12 protein-coding genes are annotated in these 13,510 nt (G+C 62.7%); 3 read left to right on the top strand and 9 right to left on the bottom strand.

Annotated elements, in window-relative coordinates:
• Positions 1-23 precede the first annotated feature (23 nt).
• The 8 genes from RTH74_RS12925 to RTH74_RS12890 all read right to left on the bottom strand — a co-directional run bounded on the left by RTH74_RS12925 (position 24) and on the right by RTH74_RS12890 (position 9,901).
• Positions 24-1,946 carry a PrkA family serine protein kinase gene (locus RTH74_RS12925; protein ID WP_106733203.1) on the bottom strand — a complete coding sequence of 641 codons (1,923 nt, stop codon included), beginning with the start codon at positions 1,944-1,946 and terminating at the stop codon, positions 24-26.
• A gap of 284 nt (positions 1,947-2,230) precedes the next feature.
• Positions 2,231-2,560 carry a thiosulfate sulfurtransferase GlpE gene (glpE, locus tag RTH74_RS12920; RefSeq protein ID WP_316914921.1) on the bottom strand — a complete coding sequence of 110 codons (330 nt, stop codon included), beginning with the start codon at positions 2,558-2,560 and terminating at the stop codon, positions 2,231-2,233.
• Positions 2,561-2,592: 32 nt separating this feature from the next.
• A complete protein-coding gene (locus RTH74_RS12915) occupies positions 2,593-3,411 on the bottom strand; it encodes a symmetrical bis(5'-nucleosyl)-tetraphosphatase (protein ID WP_099525833.1) in 819 nt (272 codons plus the stop codon).
• A complete protein-coding gene (gene apaG, locus RTH74_RS12910) occupies positions 3,411-3,791 on the bottom strand; it encodes a Co2+/Mg2+ efflux protein ApaG (RefSeq protein ID WP_316914920.1) in 381 nt (126 codons plus the stop codon). Before apaG ends, RTH74_RS12915 begins: the two co-directional genes overlap by 1 nt.
• 29 nt (positions 3,792-3,820) lie before the next feature.
• On the bottom strand, positions 3,821-4,630 hold the full coding sequence (gene rsmA / locus RTH74_RS12905) for a 16S rRNA (adenine(1518)-N(6)/adenine(1519)-N(6))-dimethyltransferase RsmA (protein ID WP_017675672.1): 810 nt from the start codon (positions 4,628-4,630) through the stop codon (positions 3,821-3,823).
• A gap of 113 nt (positions 4,631-4,743) precedes the next feature.
• Positions 4,744-5,739 carry a 4-hydroxythreonine-4-phosphate dehydrogenase PdxA gene (gene pdxA, locus RTH74_RS12900; RefSeq protein ID WP_316914919.1) on the bottom strand — a complete coding sequence of 332 codons (996 nt, stop codon included), beginning with the start codon at positions 5,737-5,739 and terminating at the stop codon, positions 4,744-4,746.
• 99 nt (positions 5,740-5,838) lie between these two features.
• On the bottom strand, positions 5,839-7,131 hold the full coding sequence (locus RTH74_RS12895; RefSeq protein ID WP_316914918.1) for a peptidylprolyl isomerase: 1,293 nt from the start codon (positions 7,129-7,131) through the stop codon (positions 5,839-5,841).
• Positions 7,112-9,901, bottom strand: coding sequence for an LPS-assembly protein LptD (locus RTH74_RS12890; protein ID WP_316914917.1), 2,790 nt, complete (start codon positions 9,899-9,901; stop codon positions 7,112-7,114). The genes RTH74_RS12895 and RTH74_RS12890 overlap by 20 nt, the downstream gene beginning before the upstream one ends.
• A gap of 124 nt (positions 9,902-10,025) precedes the next feature.
• Here RTH74_RS12890 and RTH74_RS12885 point away from each other — a divergent pair, with 124 nt between their 5' ends.
• The 3 genes from RTH74_RS12885 to RTH74_RS12875 are packed head-to-tail and all read left to right on the top strand — an operon-like array spanning position 10,026 to position 12,481.
• Positions 10,026-11,051, top strand: coding sequence for a phosphotransferase (locus RTH74_RS12885; RefSeq protein WP_316914916.1), 1,026 nt, complete (start codon positions 10,026-10,028; stop codon positions 11,049-11,051).
• Positions 11,048-11,719 carry an N-acetylmuramate alpha-1-phosphate uridylyltransferase MurU gene (murU, locus tag RTH74_RS12880; protein WP_316914915.1) on the top strand — a complete coding sequence of 224 codons (672 nt, stop codon included), beginning with the start codon at positions 11,048-11,050 and terminating at the stop codon, positions 11,717-11,719. The genes RTH74_RS12885 and murU overlap by 4 nt, the downstream gene beginning before the upstream one ends.
• Positions 11,720-12,481, top strand: coding sequence for a DnaJ domain-containing protein (locus RTH74_RS12875; RefSeq protein ID WP_125879580.1), 762 nt, complete (start codon positions 11,720-11,722; stop codon positions 12,479-12,481).
• On the opposite strand, the gene RTH74_RS12870 is transcribed toward RTH74_RS12875, so the two are convergent.
• Positions 12,478-13,476 (bottom strand): alpha/beta hydrolase family protein, encoded by a 999-nt coding sequence (locus RTH74_RS12870; RefSeq protein WP_316914914.1) that lies wholly within the window; start codon positions 13,474-13,476, stop codon positions 12,478-12,480. The two genes, RTH74_RS12875 and RTH74_RS12870, sit on opposite strands and share 4 nt — an antisense overlap.
• Positions 13,477-13,510: the final 34 nt, after the last annotated feature.

The raw sequence follows: 13,510 nt of genomic DNA, 5'->3' as shown, positions 1-13,510 counted from the left end.
ACGCGGCGCGCGCCGGACAGGGCTTACTGAGACTTGCGAACCCGCAGGTACCACTCCGATAGCAGGCGTACCTGCTTCTCGGTGTAGCCGCGCTCGACCATGCGTTTGACGAAGTCGTTGTGCTTCTGCTGATCCTCCTTGCTGCCCTTGGCGTTGAAGCTGATGACCGGGAGCAGGTCCTCGGTGTTGGAGAACATCTTCTTCTCGATCACCACCCGCAGTTTCTCGTAGCTGAGCCAGGTGGGGTTCTTGCCATTGTTGTTGGCGCGGGCGCGCAGCACGAAGTTGACGATCTCGTTGCGGAAGTCCTTCGGGTTGCTGATGCCGGCCGGCTTCTCGATCTTCTCCAGCTCCTCGTTGAGGGCGACGCGGTTGAGGATCTCGCCGGTTTCCGGATCGCGGTATTCCTGATCCTGAATCCAGAAGTCGGCGTACAGCACGTAGCGGTCGAAGATGTTCTGCCCGTACTCGCTGTAGGACTCCAGGTAAGCGGTCTGGATTTCCTTGCCGATGAACTCGATGTAGCGCGGTGCCAGGTATTCCTTGATGTAGCGCAGGTAGCGCTCGCGTACTTCGGCAGGGAACTGTTCCTGCTCGATCTGCTGCTCCAGCACGTAGAGCAGGTGTACCGGGTTGGCGGCCACTTCGTGCGGGTCGAAGTTGAACACCTTGGACAGAATCTTGAAGGCGAAGCGGGTCGACAGACCGTTCATGCCCTCGTCGACGCCGGCGCTGTCACGGTACTCCTGGATCGATTTAGCTTTCGGGTCGGTGTCCTTGAGATTCTCGCCGTCGTAGACGCGCATCTTCGAGTAGATGTTGGAGTTCTCCGGCTCTTTCAGGCGTGACAGGGTGGAGAACTGGGCAAGCATCTTCAGGGTGTCCGGCGCGCAATGGGCCTTGGCCAGCGAGCTGTTGATCAACAGCTTGTCGTAGATCTTGATCTCGTCAGTCACGCGCAGGCAGTAGGGCACCTTGACGATGTAGATACGGTCGATGAACGCCTCGTTGTTCTTGTTGTTACGGAAGCTGTGCCACTCGGACTCGTTGGAGTGGGCCAGCAGGATGCCGCTGTAGGGGATCGCGCCGAGGCCTTCGGTGCTGTTGTAGTTGCCTTCCTGGGTGGCGGTCAGCAGCGGGTGTAGCACCTTGATCGGCGCCTTGAACATCTCGACGAATTCCATCAGGCCCTGGTTGGCCCGGCACAGCGCGCCCGAGTAGCTGTAGGCATCGGCGTCGTTCTGCGGGTATTCCTCCAGCTTGCGGATGTCCACCTTGCCGACCAGGGCGGAGATATCCTGGTTGTTCTCGTCGCCCGGCTCGGTCTTGGCCACGGCGATCTGGTTGAGGATCGACGGGTAGAGTTTGACCACGCGGAACTGGCTGATGTCGCCGCCGAACTCCTGCAGGCGCTTGGTGGCCCACGGCGACATGATCGAGCTGACGTAACGGCGCGGGATGCCGTAGTCCTCTTCGAGAATGGCGCCGTCTTCAGTGGCGTTGAACAGCCCCAGCGGCGACTCGAATACCGGTGAGCCCTTGATGGCGTAGAAGGGCACCTTCTCCATCAGTTGCTTGAGCTTCTCGGCCAGCGAGGATTTACCGCCACCCACCGGGCCGAGCAGATAAAGGATCTGCTTCTTCTCTTCCAGGCCCTGCGCAGCGTGGCGGAAGTAGGAGACGATCTGGTCGATGCACTCCTCCATGCCGTGGAAGTCGGCAAAGGCCGGATAGCGGCGGATGACCTTGTTGGAGAAGATGCGTGACAGCCGAGAGTCGCTGGAGGTGTCCAGCAACTCAGGTTCACCAATGGCCATCAGCAGGCGTTCGGCCGCAGTGGCGTAGGCGCTGCGATCCTGTTTGCACAGTTCGAGGTACTCCTGCAGCGAGTACTCCTCCTGGCGGGTCGCCTCGAAACGTTGTTGGAAGTGACTGAAAATGCTCATGACTTCACCTCGCTCGATGCTGAAAGCTGGCTCGGGATCGGTCGTGCGTGCAGGTGCTGGGTAACCCCGGCTTGGATACAAGTCGGGAAGAATCCCCCAAAACCCAAAAGTCGTTACCGATGGCCCGATGCCGGTTTGCCGGCTCTACCTTCAGTGGGATGGCCTGAGTAACAGAATAGTTCGTTCTGCAGAGCGTCAAGGGCGGGACAACGATAACGGGATGTTACCGTGCGTCGGGAAATGGCGGCAGGCCAGGGCGGGCGCGGCCTGCCGGCTGAAGAAATTTATTCTTCGCTGCTTTGCGCGGTTTCGCTCGGGTAAGTGGCGTGCCACAACTCGAAACCACCATCGAGGCTATACACCTCGGAAAAACCCTGGCCGACCAGGTAGGCCGCGGCGCCCTGGCTGGAGTTGCCGTGGTAGCAGGAAACGATCAGTGGCGCGTCGAGGTCGGCCTGAGAGATGAAGTCATGCAGCGAGTGGTTGTCCAGGTGGCGCGAGCCGCTGATATGACCATTGGCGAAGCTCTGTGGGTCGCGAATGTCGACCACGACGGCGCCCTGGGTGCGCAGTTCTTGCGCCTGTTGCGGGGAGATACGCTTGAATTCGCTCATGTTCGGGGACCTTTACCAGGTGGGTGGCGGGCTTATTCTTTGGGACAGGTGCAGCGGTGAAGTGCGCCGCTATCGACATCGAGCAGGGTCATCGCGCCGCCCCAGACGCAGCCGGTATCCAGCGCGTAGAGGCCTGGTTCCGGGCAGTTGCCCTCCAGTGCTGCCCAGTGGCCGAAGATGATCTTCTCGCCGCGCATCTTGCGCTGTGGGTAGCTGAACCAGGGTGCGAAGCCGGACGGTGCGCTGCCGACGCCTTCCTTGCTCTTGAGGTCCAGGGTGCCGTCGGCCTTGCAGAAGCGCATGCGGGTGAAATAGTTGGTGATCACCCGCAGGCGGGTCACACCGTGCAGTTCCTTGTTCCACTTGGCCGGCTCGTTACCGTACATGCCATCGAGAAACAGCGGCAGACGAGCATCGTCACGCAGTGCTTCTTCGACTTCAGCGGCGCGGCGCAGCGCTTTGCTCAGCGTCCAGTGCGGCGGGATGCCGGCATGCACCAGGGTCACCTTGCGCTCGGCGTCGTGGTGCACCAGTTTCTGCATGCGCAGCCAGTCGAGCAGGTCGTTGCGATCCGGCGCATCGAGAATCTCGCGCAGGGTATCGCCCTTCTTCAGGCGCTCGATGTTGTGCGCCACCGCCAGCAAGTGCAGGTCGTGGTTGCCCAGCACGCAGGTGACCGCCTGGCGGATGGAGTAGAGAAAACGCAGGGTTTCCAGCGACTGCGGGCCGCGGTTGACCAGGTCGCCCACCAGCCACAGTTGGTCATGCGCGGGATCGAAAGACACTTGCTCGAGCAGGCACTGGAGCGGTTTGAGGCAACCCTGCAAGTCGCCGACGGCATACACCGCCATCAGTGAAGAGCCCCTGGCACAGCCAGACGGAACGGCGTGATGGTCGCATCGAAGCGTTTGCCGTCTTCGGCGAGCATCTGGTAGCTGCCCTGCATGGTGCCGACCTGGGTGGTCATGACCGTTCCGCTGCTGTAGGTGTGGCTGGCGCCGGGCTCGATATGCGGTTGCTGGCCGATCACGCCGGCGCCGCGCACTTCCTGCACGCGACCGTCGCCGTCGGTGATGATCCAGTGGCGCGACAACAGCTGGGCTGGCAGCTCGCCGTTGTTGACGATGGTCACGGTGTAGGAAAACGCGTAGCGGTTCTCCGCCGGCTGCGACTGCGCGGCCAGGTAGCGGGTAGTGACGCTGACGTCGATCTGATAACGAGGGTCGGACATGCGAATGATCCGTTGGGCGTGATTGCAGTTCAGTCCTGCGCAGCAGAGGGCTGTAGAGCCAGTTGGTCGGCCAGGCGGACAAAGGCGGCCAGATCCAGTTGCTCGGGGCGCAGGCTGCCGTCGACACCCGCAGCCTCGATGGCCTCGGCCGGCATCAACTGCTTGAGCGTGTTGCGCAGGGTCTTGCGGCGCTGGTTGAAGGCCTCGCGCACGACGCGCTCGAGCAGACGGTGGTCTTTGGCTGGATGCGGCAGGGTCTCATGCGGCACCAGGCGCACGATGGCCGAGTCGACCTTGGGCGGCGGGTTGAAGGCGCCGGGGCCGACGTTGAACAGGTGTTCCACGCGGCAGTGGTACTGCACCATGATCGACAGGCGGCCCCAGTCGCCGCCGCCCGGGCCTGCGGCCATGCGCTCGACCACTTCTTTTTGCAGCATGAAGTGCATGTCGCGAATCAGCGGCGCGTTGTCCAGCAGGTGAAAAATCAGCGGCGTGGAGATGTTGTAGGGCAGGTTGCCGACCACGCGCAGGCTGCGTGGCGGCGCGTCGAGGCGGGCGAAGTCGAATTTCAGTGCGTCGCCCTGATTCAGGCGAAAACGCGGATTGTCGCCGAACTTGTTTTGCAGGATGGGGATCAGATCGAGGTCGAGCTCGATCACGTCGAGCTGCGCGCCGCTGCCGAGCAAACCCTCGGTAATGGCGCCCTGGCCTGGGCCGATCTCCAGCAGGCGTTCATCTTCCTTGGCGCGAATGGCGCGCAGGATGCGGTCGATCACCCCGGCATCATGCAGGAAGTTCTGGCCGAAGCGCTTGCGCGCGCGGTGTTGGTATTCGGACATGTACGGCTCCGCGCAACGCCCCGAGTCGTGTTGCTCGAGGCTGGATGCAAAAAAGAAAGTCGCACAGTCTACCAGCGAATGGCGTCGCGGGCGCGGGCCGTGGCCTCAGCGGCTCATGTCGTGCCGCTGGCGGCCATCTGGTAGGCGGTCTCCAGCGCCACTTGCAGGCTACCGATATCGACCTTGCCAGTGCCGGCCAGGTCCATCGCGGTGCCATGATCTACCGAGGTGCGGATGATCGGCAGACCCAGGGTGACATTCAACGCGGCGCCGAAGCCCTTGAACTTGAGCACTGGCAGGCCCTGGTCGTGGTACATGGCCAATACCGCATCGGCCTGTTCGAGATACTTCGGGGTGAACAGGGTGTCGGCCGGCAGCGGGCCGATCAGGTTCATGCCTTCCGTGCGCAGACGTTCCAGCGTCGGCTCGATGATCTCGATTTCCTCGCGACCCAGATGGCCGCCTTCGCCGGCGTGCGGATTGAGGCCGCAGACCAGAATGCGCGGCTGGGCGATACCGAACTTGGTTTGCAGGTCTGCATGGAGGATGCGGGTGACGCGTTCCAGACGCTCGGCGGTGATGGCGGCTGCGACATCCTTCAAGGGCAGGTGGGTGGTGACCAGCGCCACGCGCAAGCCGCGGGTCGCCAGCATCATCACAACCTGCTCGGTATGGGTCAGCTCGGCGAGAAACTCGGTGTGGCCGGAGAAGGCGATTCCCGCTTCGTTGATCACACCTTTGTGTACGGGGGCGGTGATCATTCCGGCAAAGGTGCCGTCCAGGCAGCCTAGGCCTGCGCGGGTGAGGGTTTCCAGTACGTAGGCGGCGTTGGCGGGTGTCAGTTTGCCTGGGGTTGCCGGGGCAGCCAGCGGCGTATCCCAGACATAAAGAGCGCCCGCTGCTGCGGGCTTTTCTGGCCAGTGCTGCGGGCCGACGGTCAGCAACTCGATAGTCAGCCCCAATTGCTTTGCGCGGTCCGCCAGTAGCTCGCGACTGGCGATGGCGACCAGTGGCGCAGGCTGGGCCTGTTGGGCCAGCAGCAGGCAGAGATCGGGGCCGATGCCGGCGGGCTCGCCTGGGGTGATGGCAAAGCATTGCTGCGAAGTCATGGTCGCTCTCTGTGTGGGCGCGGGGGCGTCAGTTTACGCTGCCGGGCCAATAACGAAAAAGCCCGGCACAGGGCCGGGCTTTCGTACGCGATGACGCTGTTACAGCTTGGTCTCGACGTAGGCTTCGTCGCGGATCTGGCGCAGCCAGGCCTGCAGTTCCTCGTCGTACTTGCGGTTGCGCAGCACGTTAACGGCTTGTTGCTCACGGAACTGTGCGCTGCTGTCAGTGGCGCGGCGGCCCATGACTTCCAGCACGTGCCAGCCGTAAGGGCTCTTGAACGGCTTGGACAGCTCACCGCTTGGGGTGTTGTTCATCACCTCGCGGAATTCGGGCACCAAGGCGTTCGGGTCGATCCAGTTCAGGTCGCCGCCGTTGAGCGCAGAGCCTGGGTCTTCGGAGAAACTCTTCGCCAGCTCGGCGAAATCCTCGCCATCGACGATACGCTGATACAGACGCTCGACCAGACGACGAGTTTCTTCTTCGCTGCGAATTTCGCTGGGCTTGATCAGGATGTGGCGCACGTGCACTTCGTCGCGCACCTGGGTGTCGCCGCCGCGCTTTTCGATCAGTTTGAGGATGATGAAACCGCCCGGCGTACGCACCGGCTCGGTAACCTCTCCCGGGTTCAGTTGGCTGATCATGTTGTCGAACGGCGGAGGCAACTGACCCGCTTTACGCCAGCCCATTTCACCGCCTTCCAGGGCGTTCTCGCTGGCAGAGCGAGAGACGGCTAGTTGGGCGAAGTCCGCGCCTTGCTGCAGTTGCTGATAAACCTCCTGCGCCTGACGGTCGGCCGTCTGGATTTCGCTGGAGGACGCACCTTCGGAAACCGGAATCAGGATGTTGGCCAGACGGAATTCTTCCGACAGCTGCATCTTGCCCAGGTCGGAAGCGAGGAAGTTCTGCACTTCCTGATCGGTAACCTGAATGCGTTCGGCAACGCGGCGCTGGCGCACACGGCTGATGACCATCTCGCGACGCACCTGATCACGCGCATCGGCATAGGACAGGCCGTCGCGTGCCAGTGCTTCACGGAACTGCTCCAGGCTCATGCCATTGCGCTGAGCGATGGTGCCCATGGCCTGGTTCAGTTCTTCGTCTGTGATGCGAATGCCGGAGCGGTCGCCGATCTGCAGCTGGATGTTCTCGATGATCAGGCGCTCGAGCACCTGCTGGCTGAGTACGTTGCCAGGAGGTAGGGAGCCGCCGCGCTTGTCGATGGTTTGCTGCACTTCACGCAGGCGAGCGTCGAGTTGGCTCTGCATAACCACGTCGTTGTCGACGATGGCCACGACGCGATCCAGTGGGCGAACCTGGGCCTGAGCCGTTGCCGCCAGCAGTGCTGCGCCCAACAGCAAGGGGCGCAGGCGATCAGAAAGCTTGGTCTTCACGTTCACGGTAACCTTGAATGCCTTGGTCGAGGAAAGTTTCCACCTTGTTGCCAACAACGCCGCCGAGGCCCTTGAGGACGATCTGCAGGAAGATGCCGCGGTCCGGCTCGTCGTTGCGCGATGGGTCGAGGCTGACTTCGTCGTAATCGATCCAGTAGCGGTTGATCAGGCGCAGCTTCCAGCAGCAGCTGTCGTATTCGAAACCACCGAAGGCTTCGAGAGTACGGTTGCGGCCATAGTCGTACTGCCAGCGCGAGATCAGGCTCCACTGCGGAGCCAGCGGCCAGATGACGGAGAAGTCATGCTGGTCGATCTTGTAGTAGTTCTTGATGTAGTTGGGGTTCGCCGAGCCGTCGGCAAGGGTCTCGTTACCGTAGTCCGGGTTGGTGGTCCAGGTACCGCTGTCACGGTCATAGCGCACGGTGTCGTTACGATAGCGATAGCCGAAGTTGACGATCTTGCCCGGATTGGCTTCTGGCTGGTAGTGGAACATCGCGCTGCCCGAGCGGGTGGCGTGCTGGTCCGGATCCCAGTTGAAGGTGGACGAGAAGCGCCAGTCGCGGTTGAAGCGATACAGGTACGCTAACGCATAAGGCGACACGTCCGCGGTGGCTTCCTGGCGGGTGCGGTAATCGATGCCTGGCAGTTGTACCTTGCGGTCTTCGAAGTAGAAGGCCTGACCAATGCTGAAACGCTGACGCTCGAAGCCGTTCGGCTCGATCCAGCGGCTGGTCACACCCAGCGACAACTTGTTCTCGTCGCCGATGCGATCTTTGCCGCTGAAGCGGTTCTCGCGCCACAGCGAGGCGTAGCTGAAGGTCGGTTCGCCAGTATCGAATACCGGGATATCGGTCTGGTCTTCTTCCGGAACATAGAGGTAGAAGGCGCGCGGTTCCAGGGTCTGACGGAAATCTTTACCGAACAGCTGGGTGTTGCGGTCGAAGTATAGGCCGCTGTCGAGGCTGAACAGGCCGACGCCACGACTCTGCGTACCCTTGTACTCCTGCTCGGCAAGAAGGGTGTTCTTGCCCTGCTGATCCAGGCTGAGGTCGTAGTTGGTCTGCAGGTACTTGACCTGCGGCTTGATGTAGCCCCAGGACCAGTCCAGCGGCAGGCTAACACCAGGCTCGAGGTGCAGACGCTCGCCATCAGCTCTTGCCAGGCCAGCCAGTCGTTCGTCGTACCAGAGGTCTTGCGGGCGCCCCGTCACACCGTCTTTGTCGACGAAGAAGCCTGAGCGCAGGTTGCGATCGAAACGCACGTATTCGGTGCCATAGGTGAAGTCCAGACCGCCCGGATTGAAGGGCAGCTTGCCGTCCAAGGTGATCTGCGGCAGGCGGTCGTATGGCGTTACATCGGTGATATTGGCCAGCTTGTATGCATGCAGGTTCAAGCGTGCGGTGTAGCTATCGCCGCGATAGGTCAGGGTGCCGCGCTGGTTTACATAGGTTTGGGTTTCGATGCCCAGATCGGTATTCAGATCCTGGAAGTAGTAGGGGTCGCTGATGTCGGTGTAGTCGACTTCGGCGAGCAGACGAGAGTTCAGGCCCTGTTTGTGTTGCCAGCTGTACATCCAGCGCTGGTCTTCGTACTCGGACTGAAGCTTGCGCTCGTCTTCGCTATCGTTCAGCCATGCGCCGCCGACCTGGCCTTCGCTGCTCTCGGTCAGATAGCGGAACTCACCTTCCATCAGCAGGCCGCGTTTGGCCATATAGGTCGGATACAGCGTGGCGTCGTAGTTCGGCGCCAGGTTGAAGTAGTACGGTGTTTGTAGCGAGAAACCGTTGCTGCTCGACGTGCCGATGCTCGGCGGCAGAAAGCCGGACTGGCGACGGTCGTCGATCGGGAAGTAGATGTACGGGGTGTAGAACACCGGAATGTCCTTGACCCGCAGCGTCACGTTGGTGGCGGTGCCGAAGCCAGTCGCCGGGTTCAAGGTGACGTTGTTGCCCTTCAGGTGCCAGGCGTTGTCGCCCGGCTCGCAACGGGTGTAGGTGCCATCCTTGAGGCGGATGATCGCGGTCTCTTCGCGCTTGGCGTAGAGCGCGCTACCGCGCACGTGGGCCTGGTGCATCACGTATTCGGCATTGTCGATACGGGCTTCACCATTATCCAGCTGCAGTTCGGCGCGGTCGCCGACCACCAGCATGCCCTTGTCACGCAGGCGTACGTTGCCGACCAGTTCGCCACGGTTTTCCGTCTGGTGCAGGCTGGCTTCGTCGGCCTCGACTTGCATGCCGGATTGGCGCAGGACGACATCACCGGCGAGGGTAGCGATCTGCTTTTCCTGCTCGAAGCGCGAGGCTTTGGCAGAAACGAACATCGGCGACTCGTCCAGCGGCGTGGTGTCATCCATGCCCGGACGCAGCGGCTCGACATAGGCGCCTGCGCAGTAAGGGCCAGCCTCGGCCAACTGCGCGGCAGTCAACTTATCGCGCGGGACCCAGTCCAAGTGACTGTAATCGGGGCTGCGCGAGGTGAGGGCACGGCCCTTGCTCTCGGTGACCAGCACCGGGGCAGCATCCTGCTTGGCTACCGCCTCGCTGGTGGTGCCACCCGAGCTGACAGCATCGCGGCTGTGCACCGGGCGCGGAGGCAGGGCGCTGGCCGCCGATTTCGGCGCGCAGGCCCAGCCGCCCGTGGGCGATGCCTGGCAATCGTATTGCTCGGCGGCAAAGGACTGTAGGCTGAACGCGGGCTGTAAGGCCAGGAGGCTGCCGGTGACCAGCAGCGGGAATTTCTTGCGGAACGCGGGGTATTTTACTGCCATCTTGTTAGTCCGGGCTTCCTGCGCGCTATCGGCCCAGGGGCCGCACGCCTCTCGATGGGCTGAAAAAGATGCTGGATAATAAAGCATGACCCGCGCAACGGCTAGCGCCGTCGGAGACCCCTTGATGTCTGAACACGATGTACGTCTGCAACAGCTGCAAACCTGGCTCGCCGAGCAACTGCCCCTCCTGTTCGCAGCACGCGACTGGGGAGCGGTCCCGGAGGCCGAGCTCACTCCCGCCAGCAGCGACGCCAGCTTTCGCCGCTATTTTCGTTGGCAGGCCGGTGAGCGCAGCCTGATTCTGATGGATGCGCCACCGCCTCAGGAGAACTGCGAACCGTTCGTCCGTATTGCGGCCCTGCTGGCCAGTGCAGGTGTGCATGTGCCACAGGTATTGGCTGCCGATCTTGAGCAGGGCTTCCTGATTCTCGATGACTTGGGCCGCCAGACCTATCTGGACGTGATCAACGAGCACAACGCCGACCAATTGTTCGACGATGCTATCGAGGCCTTGCTGCAGCAGCAGCGCTTGCCGCTCGACAGCCATCTGCCGCATTACGATGAGGCGTTGCTGCGCCGTGAGTTGCAGTTGTTTCCCGAGTGGTACGTGCAGCGTCATCTGGGATACAGATTTACCGCCGAGCAGGAGGCCGCCTGGCAGCGCATCAGCAGGCTGTTGATCGACAGCGCCCTGGAACAACCCAAGGTAGTGGTGCATCGCGACTTCATGCCGCGCAACCTGATGCAGAGCGCGCCGAACCCCGGCGTGCTGGATTTTCAGGATGCCGTCAATGGCCCGGTCACCTACGACATCACCTGTTTGTTCAAGGATGCATTCCTCAGTTGGCCCGAGGCGCGCGTGCAGGACTGGCTGCGCGGGTATTGGGAGCGCGCCAAGGCGGTGGGTATTCCGGTGCAGGCATCGCTCGACGACTTTCTGCGGGCCAGCGACCTGATGGGCGTGCAGCGCCACCTCAAGGTCATCGGCATCTTCGCGCGCATCTGTCACCGCGATGGCAAGCCCAAGTACCTGGGCGACGTACCGCGTTTCTTCTCTTATATAGACGCCGTTTTGGCACGTCGGCCGGAGCTCGCCGAGCTGGGTGAGCTGTTCGCCAGCCTGGTGCAAGATCAAGGGGCACGTGCATGAAGGCGATGATCCTCGCGGCGGGCAAGGGCGAGCGCATGCGGCCATTGACCCTGCATACGCCCAAGCCGCTGGTAAAGGCGGCGGGTGTGCCGTTGATCGAGTACCACATCCGGGCGTTGGCGGCTGCGGGCTTCACCGAGCTGGTGATCAACCATGCCTGGCTAGGCCAGCAGATCGAGGATTACCTGGGCGATGGTGGGCGCTTTGGCGTGCGTATCGTCTATTCCGCCGAAGGCGAGCCGCTGGAGACCGGTGGCGGCATCTTCAAGGCGCTGCCGCTGCTGGGTGCTGAGCCGTTTCTGGTGGTCAATGGCGATGTCTTCACCGACTACGCTTTCGCCGCGCTGCGCCAGTCGCTCGTCGGTCTGGCGCATCTGGTGCTGGTGGATAACCCGGCCCATCACCCGCAGGGCGATTTCATTCTCGCGGCAGGTCAGGTCCATGACGGCGAGGCGACAGGCGAGCGGCTGACCTACAGCGGTCTCGCCGTGCTGCATCCGCGTCTGTTCGCCGGCTCTGCGCCGGGCGCCTTCAAGCTGGCGCCGCTGCTGCGTGAGGCCATGGCGGCAGGGCAGGTCAGTGGTGAGCACTATGGTGGCTGTTGGGTCGACGTCGGTACGCACGAGCGCCTGGCTGAAGTCGAACGCTTGCTGCAGGAGGCACGTTAGGTGTTGTGGCCGGCCACCATGCTCGGGGCGGCGGCCGGGCTCGCTCTGGCCAGCATTCCGGGTGCACTGCTTGGCGGTCTACTTGGGCAGGTGCTGGACCGTCGCCTGCGCCTGCACGGCTGGGACAATCTGCGTGAGCGTCTGGGCGGTCGTGCTGCGCCGACGGATGACGACTTGTTGTTTCTGATGCTGGGACGTCTGGCCAAGAGTGACGGCCGGGTGGTACAGAGCCATATCCAGCAGGCGCGTTCGGAAATGCAGCGGCTGGGGTTGGACGCGGTGGCTCAGCGTCGTGCCATCGAAGCCTTCGCCCGTGGCAAGACCGGGCGTGACAACCTGCGTGCCCCGCTGCAGCGTCAGCGCGAGCGTGCCGATGCCATGCTGCGAGCTTGCTGGCGCATGGCCTGGGTCGATGGAAGGGTGTCGGCCAGTGAGCATGAGTTGATCCTGCTCTGGGGCAAGTGGCTCGGCTGGGACAGCGCCCGACTCGATAGCCTGGGCGAGGAGTACGCGCCACGTCGCAGCCAGCAACCTGCGCCGGCGGGCGGTAGTTATCAGGAGGCGTTGCGACTGCTAGGTGTCAATGAAGGCAGCGAGCCTGAGCAGATCAAACGCGCCTACCGGCGCCTGCTCAGCCGGCATCACCCGGACAAACTGGCTGGCTCGGGCGCCTCGCCTGAGCGCATTCGTGAAGCCACCGACACCACGCGTCAGCTGCATCAGGCCTATGCGTTGATTCGCCAGCGTCGCGGAATCCGTTAGCTGCCCGCAGCGCGAATATGCAGTTTCAACCAGCCACGTAGACGGCGGTACAGCTGCTCCTCCTGGACATCCAGGTTGCCCGGCAGCGCCTTCATCGCTACCTGTACATAGGTGGGCAGCTTAGCCCGCTTGCTGGCTTGCAGACGTTTCAGGGCAGCCGTGCGGTCGGTGGCCTGATCCTTGTAGAAGAAGTCGCCAGTGGCCACCGGCAGTTGGGCGACCAGTTCGTCCAGCGGTGGGGCGAACCCTGCTGGTACATCCGCCGCCACCATCAGCAGGTTCTGGACATTCGCGGGCTTGCGTTCGCTCAGGTAGCGCGCGGCCCAGTAGGAGCCGCTGCCGTGGCCAAGCAGGACGATTTCCTTGGCCTGCTGTTGGCTGGCGAAGGCGATGGCGGCATCGATGCGCGCCATCACGCGTTCGACATGGGCCTGGCGCCGTTGATCCGGGCTGATTGTGCCGCTGTCCGTGGTCTGTGTGGCTTGTGTTTCCGGTGGCTGTGGCGGGCTATCGGCAGCGGGAGCTGTCTCGGTACTTGCAGAATCAGCGGGCGCCGCTGCGGTTTCGGCGCTTGCATCACGTAGCGGCAGCGGGTCTCCGTCCGGGTCCGGTAGTGTCAGGCTCAGACTGTGCCAGCCGGCGTCAGGCAGCTTGCGTCGTAGCGGGCCCACTGCGGCGGCGCCGTCGGCGTTTTCCACGTCACCGGGTAGCAGAATCACCGCACCGCTGGGTTCGCCGACGTTGGCCGGCAGCCATAGTGCGAGGAAACTTTCGGCGCCGGCCTGCAGCATCTGCTGCTCACGTTTGTCCAGGCGCTGCTCCAGCGTCAGCGCATCGCTGACGCTACGCTCGGGTAGAGACGGCCGCTCGTTCGAGGCCGGCGTATCGGCTTCGCCAGGCGTGGCGCTCTGGGCATCCCCGGTCGGTTCCTGGGCCCAGCTCGTGGTGGCGCAGAGCAGACAGAAACCGAGCAGTGCGAGTGAGTTCAGGCGCATCGATGAAGCTCCTTGGGGTCTGCTACAGAGCCTA

The organism is Pseudomonas sp. zfem001, assembly GCF_032621725.1.
GTDB lineage: Bacteria > Pseudomonadota > Gammaproteobacteria > Pseudomonadales > Pseudomonadaceae > Aquipseudomonas > Aquipseudomonas sediminis.
The sequence above is the reverse complement of the archived record's forward strand: the minus strand, read 5'-3'. Positions and strand labels throughout refer to the sequence as shown.

Excerpts from the sequence above, each read along its gene's own strand:
- glpE (WP_316914921.1), bottom strand. The coding sequence starts at position 2,560 with ATGAGCGAATTCAAGCGTATCTCCCCGCAACAGGCGCAAGAACTGCGC.
- RTH74_RS12870 (WP_316914914.1), bottom strand. The coding sequence starts at position 13,476 with ATGCGCCTGAACTCACTCGCACTGCTCGGTTTCTGTCTGCTCTGCGCC.
- apaG (WP_316914920.1), bottom strand. The coding sequence starts at position 3,791 with ATGTCCGACCCTCGTTATCAGATCGACGTCAGCGTCACTACCCGCTAC.
- RTH74_RS12925 (WP_106733203.1), bottom strand. The coding sequence starts at position 1,946 with ATGAGCATTTTCAGTCACTTCCAACAACGTTTCGAGGCGACCCGCCAG.
- murU (WP_316914915.1), top strand. The coding sequence starts at position 11,048 with ATGAAGGCGATGATCCTCGCGGCGGGCAAGGGCGAGCGCATGCGGCCA.
- rsmA (WP_017675672.1), bottom strand. The coding sequence starts at position 4,630 with ATGTCCGAATACCAACACCGCGCGCGCAAGCGCTTCGGCCAGAACTTC.
- RTH74_RS12890 (WP_316914917.1), bottom strand. The coding sequence starts at position 9,901 with ATGGCAGTAAAATACCCCGCGTTCCGCAAGAAATTCCCGCTGCTGGTC.
- pdxA (WP_316914919.1), bottom strand. The coding sequence starts at position 5,739 with ATGACTTCGCAGCAATGCTTTGCCATCACCCCAGGCGAGCCCGCCGGC.
- RTH74_RS12885 (WP_316914916.1), top strand. The coding sequence starts at position 10,026 with ATGTCTGAACACGATGTACGTCTGCAACAGCTGCAAACCTGGCTCGCC.
- RTH74_RS12915 (WP_099525833.1), bottom strand. The coding sequence starts at position 3,411 with ATGGCGGTGTATGCCGTCGGCGACTTGCAGGGTTGCCTCAAACCGCTC.